The organism is Pedobacter sp. AK017, assembly GCF_014200825.1.
In the GTDB taxonomy this organism is placed as follows: domain Bacteria; phylum Bacteroidota; class Bacteroidia; order Sphingobacteriales; family Sphingobacteriaceae; genus Pedobacter; species Pedobacter heparinus.
The window spans coordinates 65991-78078 of the sequence record NZ_JACHCW010000018.1; the positions used below are offsets into that span (position 1 = coordinate 65991).

Genomic DNA, 12088 nt, shown 5'->3' on the forward strand with positions numbered 1-12088 from the left:
TCCCTCTAAAGATTATTTGTATTTTGATTAATAAGGTTGCAGTCCCATCCGGCTACCGCAACCTTAAACTTATTAAAACTAACCTTCAGGTTCAATGAACCTGAGAAGATCTTAATGCAGAACTCTCTACTTATTTCAAAGCCGCTTCAATTTTAGCAGCCATATCCACACCCTTATCTCCTCTTGGGTCTTTTGGATTTAATAATAGTTTGCCACGTTTGTCAATAAGTCTAAAAGTAGGAGCTCCTGGTGAACCAGCGATATAGTTTTTAACAACCGGATGTTTGTCTCCCGTATTACCTGTGTTTAAATTAATTGTGGACACAGTAGTCGTCGTTGCTGTATACAAGCCAGAAGAGACACTTTTTAGCCAAGTGTTTTTCGTTTTATCCCAATTAATACTAATAAAAGCCACATCCCGATTCTTAAAAAGGGTCCTTAAACTATCAATATATGGATGGGCATCTATACAATTTTTGCACCCAGTAAACCAGAAGTCGAGAAGCACAACCCTTCCTTTAAAATCTGACAAGTGTCTTGTCTTCCCATTTTGATCTGTTAATTTGAAATTATAGGCAGTAACACCTGGAAGAGATCGTCGCCTGAAATCTAAAATTTCCTGCCTGTACTTTGGGTTCTTAAACCACAAAAGCGCTCTATCAACTAGCTCATCGGTATTTTCCGTTCCATTTATAGAATACTTTAGTAAATAAAATATTATACGTTCTCTTTGAACACCTGAATAAGTACGATAGAAATAAGAATAGCATTTTTTTGCGCTGTAAGTCTCCTCATTTTTTTGGCAAAAATAATATTTGAACTCTTCTAGTAGAAAGTACACATATTGAAAACTATACGTCAAAGATTTGCTAAATTTAATCTCATTTTCAAGTTTCCTATTCCAAGTGGGGTTTTCATAGTTGTTTAAGACGGTAATAACTTCTTCATTACTCAAACTATGATACTTCAATGGATGTATTAATTTTCGCAAGGTAATATCTGCTATCAAATCCATTTTTAAAATCTCATAAGCCTCCTTAGACAAATTATGTTTATTAAGTTCTAATACCTCAAAACATCTCATCGCCAATGAATCCGATCTTTTCATCTTATCTAATATTGAAGATTTTGATGAGCCTATTTTTAGCATGCTTTTATATATAGTATTAGCAACTGAGTATTTTGTAGACCCCTTTCCTTCGAATACAAAATCATCTTTTATATAGGAAATACTAATCGAATCCCCGGGTTCGATTAGAAATCTTGTCGATCTACTACTCCCATCAGACATAGGAAGTCCTATGTCCAAGTGATGTGGGTTTTTTATATCATAAATAACAAAATTAAATTTCCCATCATTGATTCTGCGTGTAGTTTTAAGGGTTGGAGATGAAGTTATCGTGCAACTTTGACTATCATACATAGTAAAATTCACAGAATCTTCATTTGTCAAATATTCTAATTTCCCATTAATGGATATAGTTTCCTTATTTCTGTGCTGGGCGCAAGATGTTAATGGTGGTGAAAGTAGAACCGTTAGAAACACCCAAATTAAATAGTATATTTTTATGCTTACATTCATGATCATCTTTCATTTTGTTGAATACCGCTGGCCTGAATCTCCAGTTCAGGAATGGGGAAAGAATACCTCTTATCATTTGCAGGCAAAGTATATACTACGTTATTGAGTTGTCGAGACAGATTTACTGATAATTTTGGATCTAAATTCAAACGCCTCAAATCAGACCATCGAATGCCTCTAAAACATAACTCTTTTCTTCTTTCAATAAGTACTAACGCCAAAGCTTCTTCATTTGACGACACTTCTCTTTCAATAAATGCTCCTTTTTTATACCGCTTTACCAATAAGCTATTTATGTCTTTAATTGCCAGTGCTTTTTCGCCTATCCTTGCGTAACATTCCGCACGAATTAAATATACCTCATCAACCGCAATGCCGGAAAATTTTAAGAATTTCAAATCATAAGAACCCTTAAATCCTTTCCCTCCTGAAATAGAGTGAAAAAACATCGTTTTTCGTAAATCCTCGTTGTCAAACATTTCATACAATGCTGGGTCAACTAGCAATCTACTAAGAGACATAAAACTTGCACCGGGTGTTGCAACATGAAAGATAATTTCAGGTAAATAACCTTCCGTTTGAGTTGTAAAGCTAAATTCGGCAGTTTCAAATGAATTATAATCCATGATTTCCGGATAAATTCCAATACACTCATTCGAGTATTTTAGAGCTTCATCATACTTACCAAGAGTTAGAAAAATTTTTGCTAATAATGCATAACAAGAGCCTTTAGAAGGTTGAGTAGGAAATAGCCCTCTATCAGGCAGTAATAATATGGCCTCTCTTAGATCGGAAATAACCTGATTATATGAATCCTTCAAATTTGGCCTTGAAGATTTTATATTTAGATTTGAATTTAACCGTAAAGGTATTCCCAAGGATATTTCTGCACTGGATTCAACATAAGGCAAAGTAAAAAGATCCAATAATACTTTGAAATTCCATGCTCTAAAGAACAAAGCTCTCCCTTTGATAGCATTATATTTTGTTTGTTCATTTTTTGAAATCTTGAGTGTTTTTAATCCATCAATCACAACATTGGCAACATAAATACGCTTATAAGGAGTTCCCCATTCTGGTGATTCTAAATTTTCGTAAAAATTATCCTTCCCCCAGGTATATGCATTCCGCTGCGTTTGAGTGGCTCTTTGCATGTTTGCAAGTGAAACCGTAAATTCCTCTCCTGATATAAATCCGAGCATTGGTTCATTTGCGTTCATATTATCTTCGTCATTCAAAATTAGCTCATAATCATATAGAGAATTAGGAACTGTCAATGCATCATTAGGTTTAGCACTTAAAAAATCTTTTTCTTTTTTACAACTAAATGTGCAAAATCCCAAAAGAAAATATGTTGCGAGTTTCAAGTATTTTTTCATGTTCATATATTAAAATGTTGCTTTGATTCCGGCAGAAAGAGTTCTAGGAATTGGGGACACGTTAGTTTGTCCATAGTAAAGATCAGGATCAAGTCCTTCGTTGTTTGCCTTCCATAATATTCCTACATTATTTATGTATGTAAAGATTTCGAACGACCGAAATGGCGCAAAATCTTTGAATTCATAACTAAGCGATATGTCCTGAATTCTTACATGATCTCCTTTAGTTACTAATTTGTCCGAATATGTATAGAACATATCACGATTTATATCATTAGGGGGATACTGTATTGATGGTACAGTCGTTTTTAACTCATCTCCAGAGGTTTGCCAACGTTTATAGAAATCCTGATGGCCTCTGCCGGCAATAAATAGCGCATAATAGTCGATAGAATTCCTTCTAAAAAAGTAATTTAGCTTGTAGACCAAATTGACGGATAAATTAAACCTGTCATAAATAAATGAATTCCTAAAGGAGCCAAATGATGTTGGTCTGGAGGAACCATGAAAAATCAAATCTTCTTTTTTTGTTTTTGATATTATATCAAAGTAATTTGTACTCAACTCATTGTTTACATAACCTTGTGGATCTCCGTTTTCAGGATTGAGTATTGAAGACTTGTAGCTGTACATTGCAAACAGAGGCTTGTCGATTATAGGATAAATAGTTCCTCCGTTTCCTGGGCCAATTTGTAATATATTATTCACCGTAGGCTCTTCATAGTATTCGGTTACTTTATCTTGAACGGCATTATAAATCAAACTTGTCAACCAACAAAATTTTCGAGATTTAACATTGATACTATTCAAAGTAAGTTCCCACCCTTCTCCTTTTGTACTTGCCGTGTTACCATAAAAATTAACAAAGCCAGTTGATGGCGCTAACTGTGAAGTAGAAAATAAGTCACTTGCTTTTTTTCGATAATATTCGATACTTCCAGAAATAATTTTGCTCTTCAATTCAAAGTCATATCCGAAATTGACTAGTTTAACTTTCTCCCACCTTAACTCAGGATTCCCAGGTGATGAGATAGTCGCCCACGGTAAATTATTATAAAAAGAATTTGAGTACTGTCGTGTTGTTGTAACAGCTGCAACACTCCTGTTAACGTTGCCATTAGAGCCATAAGTTATTCTTAGCTTAGATTTTTGCAGCCAGTTAACGTTATAATAGCTTTCTTTATTTAAATCCCATGATACTCCAATTGAATATAGTGGAATGGATTTTTGATTGATATTAACACCAAAAAGATTTGATTTATCAATTCTTCCACTTAAAGATAAGGTGTATTTGGAAAGAAAGGTATAAGCTAGATTGGAAAAATATGAAATATATCTGTCCGTAAATTTAGAAAAGGATATATTGTTAGGAATTTGAGCAGATTGTCCAAATGATGGTATAGTAGGATATTGGTTTACAAAGTCGACATTTTGAAAAGTTCTATTGTTTTTATTGTAACCATATGTTACGGAGTTATCATTTTCATTAATCACATCACTAAACTCCGCTCCAATTAATCCTGTTAAGTTATGTTTATTATTGAAATCGGAATCATAATTTATTTGTCCCCTTAGTCTGTTTGAATTAGTAATATCGTTCCCCCTATAAAGGATTCCGCCCAATGGTATCGGATTTCGCGGATTTCCGCTAAGGTTAGTAAACCTATTGATCATGTCCCTTGCATAATAACTCTCAATGCTATTGTGATTCTGGTCAAACCCAATTCCTTTTTGAAATGCATATTTTACTTCAGCACTAAATCTTTTAAGAAATCTATATTGAGTTCCCAGAATAATTCTTAAATCTGATAGTTTTGATATATTATCAACTAGATTCAGTTCATCTAACGGTCTAAAATACCAATCTAAAAGTCCTTTCTGGGCATTTTCATCACTTAGCCATAAAGAATTTAAATTTTCACTTACAGCGAGAGCGGCACCGTTACTATCCGACAATTTTGTGTATGGATAAACTGAATTTAAGGTGCCGAGGACGTCATTGCGGTTTTGCCTTGTTTGTGTAAAATTCAAGCCTGTTGAAACATTCCAATCTTTAGTAAGGCTATAGTTATAAGTTCCGTTCAAGGTATATCTCTGATTGTCGTTGCCAACGAGGTTACTTCGATTTGAATCGTATCCGAGAGAAAAAGCAAAGTTAGTATTAATAGTTCCACCTCTCAGATTCGCACTATACTGTTGATTTGCCGACTTTTGATATAGATACTTACTCAAATCATCTCTAGAATCAATACTCTTTAAACCATTAATTAGATTTGCCGCTTGGTCGGAAGTAATAGTTCCTGCGTCTTTTCTGGCAAGTATATCTATCACAGGCGAAATAGGCGAGTTAGGCTCCATGATTGCCTGATTATAGAAATCTGTTTCGTACATCTTTTGTTCCAATGCAATAAAATCTGACGAACTGATAAAATTAGGAGAATACCACAAATCTGGCTTTTGACCTACGGTCAGATTACTATTTAGTTCTGCGGTGATTCTTTGATTCAGTTTTCCTTTTTTTGTTGTAATTACGATGACTCCGTTACCAGATCTAGCCCCCCAGATCGATGCCGCAGCTGCATCTTTTAACACAGTCACCGATTCAATATCGTTAGGATTAATATTACTTATTTTCCCATCGTATGGAAAATTATCCAATACTATTAATGGTTGGGCATCTGAAAACAAGGTACTATAGCCTCTAATACTCAAATCCGTAGCGCCGTTTGAGGCAGCGCCAGTATTTCTATTAAAAAGCAAGCCTGGTACAACCCCTTCCAATCTACTCAACACATCTGTACTGACTCTCCTGTTAAATAGCTTATTGTCGACCTTTGCAAAAGAACCTGTTGCCCTTTCTTTCGGCAAAGTCTGATACCCAGTATTAACTTCCACATTGACTTCTTCCAGATCACTGCTGACCATTTCTATTTTTATATCCCCAATCTCCTTGGCAGCCTTGACTTCTTTCGCCTTATATCCCACATAACTGATCTCCAACACGGCATCATCGTCCACATTCTGTATAAAGAATACACCATCAATATTAGTCGTCATAGACCTATTCGTTCCTTTAACTTTAACAGTCGCCCCGGCAAGCGGCTGCCCGCTCTCCGAATCCACCAAACGGCCCCTAACATCAATAGCCATAATTCTAGCCACCACCGGTTCCAGAAAGGAAGGCGCCTCTGCTTTCCTGATAGAAACGCTATTTCGATCAATTTTATAAGTCAAATTCAATCCTTTAAAGGCAGCTGCAAAAGCCTCATCCAAGGTTGCATTATTTAAAGTCACACTCACTTGCTGATCCTTCGGGATCAGTTTGCTGTCGAAAAAAATATCATAACCGGTCTGCTTCCTGATCTCCTTAAGAACAGATTCCAGCGGAATATTCTTCCTATTCATAGTAATGCGCTGGCCAAATGTCGCTGCACTGACCTGCAAAAGGGATGCTAGTAATATAACGGTGGTTAGTCGCATAGTTAGCATTATTTTATGGTATAGCGGTCTAGGTATACCAAGTTTCCTAGTATTTTCTTTATACATTTTGTCGTGGTTTTTAGAAACTCCCTTCCGGCCGACAAGAGACCATCCCAATTGCTTTTGCAAGCAATTTTCGTTAAGTTTGTTTCGGTTTGGTTAAGCAGTATGCCTCTTCTTTCCACAGGCAAGGCAGGCTGCGATGTTCAGTTGATTCTTATTGGCTGATGCCAAACTTCAACCAGGCCTTTCTAAGGTCTGGTTGTTTTATTATAGCCCTAGCTATGCTGTCGTATGTTTTTAATCATTCCCCGATTTTTAAATTAATGCCCCTTGTTAATTATCCCGTTTTCATAGGAGATGATATATAAATTATTTCGATACGTAAACCTTATTGCCCTCTACCCTGAACTTCACAAAGCCAGAAGCTTCTATAGTCTTAAGCACAGAAGACAGGTTGTTTTTGCGGGAGATCCATCCCCCAGATTCCAGTTCGTCCGGCACTGTTGCGTCATAAACAAATTCTACATCGTACCATCTGGCAATCTTCCGCATCGCAGTTTTGAAGTTCACCCTGTTCAGATAAAAATCCCCATCCTTCCAATCCGTTATACTTTCCAGGTTCACTTCGGCAACCTCAATATTACTGCCATCGTTACGCGCCTGCTGACCAGGTTTGATCAACCGCTGCTTCCCACCAGCAATGACTTTAACAGAACCTTCCAACAAAGTCGTCGTCATCGCTTTTTCATCATGATAGGCGTTCACATTGAAATGCGTACCTAATACTTCCACCTCTTGCTTATCAGTTTGAACGATGAAAGGATGGGCTTTATCCTTAGCCACTTCAAAATATCCTTCCCCGGAAAGCCCAACACGTCTTTGCCTGTTCTGAATAAGGTTAACAGAATACGTTAGACTGGAAGCCGCATTTAAATACACCATGGAGCCGTCGGGCAAACGCACCTGGTATGTTTCCCCGTTAACGGTAGATAAAGTATTGATTTTATCCGGATCTGTATCTGATCCCTTGATTTCATAAATCAGTCTGCCATCGGAAGATTTACTAATCGTGACACCAGCTTCATTCGCCAACTCGCCGTTAATAGCATCGGATAATTTAATCCTCTTACCGCTAGCTAAAGTCAAAGTTGCCCCGTATTTTCCCGGAGCAACATCATTTTTCAATGCAACCTGGTCAGATTGCGCTTTGTTATTATTTAGGTTATAATAAAATAAGCCCGCGCCAAATATAATTGTCGCCACGGCCGCTGCAATCGCAATACGAGGCCATAATCTTCTATATTGCGGTTTAATCTGAGTATTTTGATAGGAGAGCTTACTGATCACGTTATGCCATAACACGTTACTGTCCGGCGATTCAAAAGCTTTCATTTTCTCCCTGATTGAATCTTCACTGGAGAGGCTGGCAAATAGAACTGGGTTAGCCACATCTGCCTCAAGCCATTGCTGAAGTAATTGTTCATCACTGGCGGTTAGCTCTTGTTTCTGGCTAAGGGCAATGATCTCGGCAATATCAAATTCTTTATCAAACATATCTATTTAAGATGCGGATAAGCTAACAACAAATTAACCCCCGTTTAACATAGAAACGACAGAACTGAGAAACGCCCAATTCAAAACCAGGAAATTTTATTTTTTATTTAAAAAGATAAAAATGGCTAGTGTAAGCGCGTCAGAAACACCTTTTTTCAAAAATGAGTGATGTAATAACTCAATGGCCCGTGCTTTATGGTTACGTACTGTTTTTATCGACAAGTCCATTAGCTCAGCGATTTCATCCGTTTTTTTGCCTTCAAAATATATCAGCGAAAATACCTTGCGGCATTGGTCAGGCAGCAGGGCAACCTCCTGATGCAGGATGCTCAGAAACTCGGATTCTACTACATGATTTAAAACGGTAATGTCAACAACTTCCAACTGCCTGAAATAATCTTCCTGCCGGGTGGTTCTGCGCTTCAGCTGTTTCAAATAATCAAGACAGGCATTGCGGGAAGTAATATAGAGAAAGGCTTTTATACTGCGGGCAGTCTCAAAAGTATGCTGTCGCTGCCAGATTTTAACGAAACACTCAGCGACGATATCCTGGGCCTCAGCATTATTGTCAATAAGCCGGTTACAGAAATAGCACAAGGCTTTGTGATGAATATCAAAAAAGTGAGCCAACGCTTTTTCATCACCATTTCGGAATGCCTCGATCCAGTAATGTTCGTCCTCAGTTTCTTTTTTCATTTCTAAGCTAACCTGCAATTTTGAACTGGCAATATCTGAAATTATCTCGAAAAAACACAGGCCAGAGCATTTTGACATCCCGCTATAAAGAAAAACCGGGCATTGTCAGGAGACAACAGCCCGGTTTTAAATTAACGCTCTCCCTGCAAGTATATGTAAATAATTTATATTCGCAAAATAACTGCCTTTTATGCCACACGCCTCACTGTGGTAAACCTTGCCAGGGAGAAGACGCTCTGGTTGCATAATTTACCGTCTTCTACTTTTCGAATGAACAGTGCAATTACAGCTTTTTGGATTTTATCAATGATGCCCCAATTTTTACTGATATAGATGTCAGTAACGGCATTGGTGTTGTCTCTGTGGTTAAGTGCAACTCCAATATCTTCCGTATGGAAGCCACAGATGTTCCTTGCCATATCCGCAAAAGCATGCCTGAAATCGTAGAATTGGAGGCCGGTAATTCCCAATTTAGCACCAAGTCTGCGCATACCGAAGCTTAACGCATGGTCAAGGTTGATGTGTGAAGCATATCTCTGCTGTAGCTTCCCTGCATATTTGATGTAGAGCTGCAGGGCTATATCCGGAATATGGATGCTGATGAAGGCTTCGTCTCTTCTTCTGCCTTTTGTTTTTTGACGGTTATAATCCAGCCGCTCTAAAATTGATTTCTCGGCTAGCGGCAAGCCGTAAAGGTCGACAGCGTTCATGCCGCAGAGGTAAAAGCTCAGCATAGCCAATTCCTGTGCCTGGTGTTCCCTGGAATCTTTTTGGATGTAGATCCGGTTGCTTTCCTTTGCAGCGTAGTCGGCATCTTCCCTTAGCAGCTGTTTGTGCACTTTGATCTGATCCAATGTCAGCACTTCACAGTCCCTGATTAATTTGACTTGTTCGATGGTCAGTTTTGGTTTTTTTCTTTCGGGAGGGTTGATGATCTTATAGCTTTCAAAAGGATAATGGTTAATGACCGTTATCCCAAGGTCTTTGTCATTATAGAATTCAATTGCATCATTAAAAAGTATTCTCAGGTCCCTCATGTGGTTGTGAACACCACCGTCTTTCATGCCTTTAGATTGCTTGGGTGTTAAAACTTTGTACTTGTTGGGGCGCATCATGATCCTGGGCGTGCGAATGAATTTTTCGTACTCCCTGAGCATCTTTGCCCTGATCTCAGTAATAGGAGCGTAGGAGCCGTTAAAATAATCCTGCAAGCTGTAAAGGACAGCTTTCATGTTGTCCCGGCTACCTTCGCGTCCGGCTTCATTCAAAATCTCTACTTGTTTCCATCCAAACTCAATAATATTGATGCTTTCTGCCTGGAGCTCACCTTTGAGCAGGTAGTCTGCAAGCCTTTTCACAGTGTAGAATTCCAGTTTCGCTCCGATTTTACTGATTTTCATCCGGTATTCATCCAAAACCGGATTGATCACTGATAGGATGAAAGGGTCTTTAATCGTGAAATCCTTTCTGATTTGTTTTTGCGACACGTAGTGGGGAGTGTCGATGTAAGTGGTCTTACGGTTGTGTGTGAGCCTGATTTTCAGGTTCCAAGTGTTGTCATTTCTTTTGTGGTGCTCTAATACCACTTCCCGAACTGTTGCCATTTCGATAAGGTTTTAGCGCCCGTAAATGAATTGTTTTTACGTAAAACAATTGTAAAACATTTACGTGCAGTTTAACAAAAAATACCTGTTTGATAGCTAAAATGCCCGATTGGGCTGATATAGAAAAGTTGCACAAATATACTACGTAAAACAAAAAAAAGGCCTCTATTCTTGCGAAAAAGGCCTTTTTTAAGTGTGGTATGGGCCGGGATCGAACCGGCGACACATGGATTTTCAGTCCATTGCTCTACCGACTGAGCTACCGTACCATCTTATTTATTCCACATGTTTTACCATGTTCCCCTCGGTTGGGAGTGCAAATGTAGTGTCTTTTTTTGAACATCAAAATCTTTTTTCAAAATAATTTAAAATAAACCCTTTTTATTTAAATCCCTTCTAAATTTTACAGTTTTATGCATGCATAATAATTTGTTTTGGGCTAAATATTTTAACTTAGCCACACAATAAAAGATATTTCAAATGGTGTCACAAATCCTGTTTATTGTCATTACACTGGCTGCCATCGCCTTGTTCAGCTATAACTTAAAAAAAGTTATCCGTAACATCCGGCTTGGAAGAGCTGCCAATCGCTCCGATCAGCCCCAAAAAAGAATGATGACCATGCTCAAAGTAGCATTTGGGCAAACAAAAATGTTCTTCCGGCCTGTCCCGGCCTTCCTGCACCTCATTGTCTATGCTGGCTTTGTCATCATTAATATCGAGGTACTGGAAATCATGATAGATGGTATTTTTGGTACCCACCGTATTTTTGGTGGCCTGGGCACCCTATACAATGTACTCATCGGTTCATTTGAATTCCTGGCCCTTGGTGTATGGCTGGCCTGCGCCATCTTTTTAATCCGCAGAAACGTCCTTAAATTAAAAAGGTTCAGTGGTGTAGAAATGAAAAGCTGGCCCAGATCGGATGCCAATTACATCCTGATCACAGAAATCCTGCTCATGACTGCCTTTTTAACCATGAATGCAGCTGATGCAAAATTACAGGCTATGGGCCTTGGACATTATACTGCCGCTGGTGCATTTCCGGTAAGCCAGTTCCTGCAAAACCTTTTACCCGATACGGCGGCAGGCTTAATTGCTATAGAAAGGGGCTGCTGGTGGTTCCACATTATTGGCATATTTGCCTTTTTAAACTATCTGCCCTATTCCAAACACTTCCACATCATCTTTGCTTTTCCAAACACTTATTTCTCCAACCTGGAACCTAAAGGTGAATTTACAAATATGGAAAGTGTAACCAATGAGGTAAAGGCTATGCTGGACCCGTCATTTACACCGCCAGAGACTGCTCCGGGCCGCTTTGGTGCTAAAGATGTAAACGACCTGACCTGGGTTAACCTGATGAATGCCTATACCTGCACCGAATGCGGAAGGTGTACCTCTGTTTGCCCTGCAAACATCACCGGCAAACTGCTTTCACCCCGAAAGATCATGATGGATACCCGCGACAGAATGGAAGAAGTTGGAAAGAATGGACTTGAGGATGGCAAATCGCTGATCGATACTTACATTACCCGTGAAGAGATCTGGGCCTGTACCAGTTGCAACGCCTGTACACAGGCCTGCCCTATAAATATAGACCCACTGTCCATCATCACCGAACTGAGAAGGTATGCGGTGATGGAAGAATCCCAATCGCCCGCCAGCATCAATACCATGCTCGGCAATATAGAAAACAATGGGGCACCCTGGAAATATTCACCGTCCGACAGGTTCAACTGGGCAAAAGAGAGTTAATTGAATTTTAAATCTACAATATAGCTTTAAAC

Annotated in this window: 7 protein-coding genes and 1 tRNA gene; 1 reads left to right on the plus strand and 7 read right to left on the minus strand. The window is 38.7% G+C overall.

Annotated features, from left to right (window positions below):
* Nucleotides 1-130: 130 nt before the first annotated feature.
* The 7 genes from HDC92_RS21335 to HDC92_RS21365 all read right to left on the minus strand — a co-directional run bounded on the left by HDC92_RS21335 (nucleotide 131) and on the right by HDC92_RS21365 (nucleotide 10567).
* Complete coding sequence (locus tag HDC92_RS21335) at nucleotides 131-1582, minus strand: TlpA family protein disulfide reductase (protein WP_183877024.1); 1452 nt, start codon at nucleotides 1580-1582, stop codon at nucleotides 131-133.
* A 2-nt stretch (nucleotides 1583-1584) separates the two neighbouring features.
* Entirely contained in the window at nucleotides 1585-2961 is a 1377-nt protein-coding gene (locus HDC92_RS21340; protein WP_183877025.1) for a RagB/SusD family nutrient uptake outer membrane protein, read from the minus strand.
* 9 nt (nucleotides 2962-2970) lie between these two features.
* The gene (locus HDC92_RS21345; protein WP_183877026.1) at nucleotides 2971-6507 is read right to left on the minus strand and encodes a SusC/RagA family TonB-linked outer membrane protein; all 3537 of its coding nucleotides are present in this window, start codon (nucleotides 6505-6507) and stop codon (nucleotides 2971-2973) included.
* Between the two features lie 306 nt (nucleotides 6508-6813).
* Complete coding sequence (locus tag HDC92_RS21350; protein WP_183877027.1) at nucleotides 6814-7998, minus strand: FecR family protein; 1185 nt, start codon at nucleotides 7996-7998, stop codon at nucleotides 6814-6816.
* A gap of 96 nt (nucleotides 7999-8094) precedes the next feature.
* Nucleotides 8095-8694 carry an RNA polymerase sigma factor gene (locus HDC92_RS21355; protein ID WP_183877028.1) on the minus strand — a complete coding sequence of 200 codons (600 nt, stop codon included), beginning with the start codon at nucleotides 8692-8694 and terminating at the stop codon, nucleotides 8095-8097.
* A gap of 188 nt (nucleotides 8695-8882) precedes the next feature.
* Complete coding sequence (locus tag HDC92_RS21360; RefSeq protein ID WP_183877029.1) at nucleotides 8883-10298, minus strand: phage integrase SAM-like domain-containing protein; 1416 nt, start codon at nucleotides 10296-10298, stop codon at nucleotides 8883-8885.
* Between the two features lie 196 nt (nucleotides 10299-10494).
* A tRNA-Phe gene (locus HDC92_RS21365) sits at nucleotides 10495-10567 on the minus strand.
* A gap of 211 nt (nucleotides 10568-10778) precedes the next feature.
* Between HDC92_RS21365 and HDC92_RS21370 the strand changes: the two genes are divergently transcribed.
* The gene (locus HDC92_RS21370) at nucleotides 10779-12056 is read left to right on the plus strand and encodes a 4Fe-4S dicluster domain-containing protein (protein ID WP_183877030.1); all 1278 of its coding nucleotides are present in this window, start codon (nucleotides 10779-10781) and stop codon (nucleotides 12054-12056) included.
* Nucleotides 12057-12088: the final 32 nt, after the last annotated feature.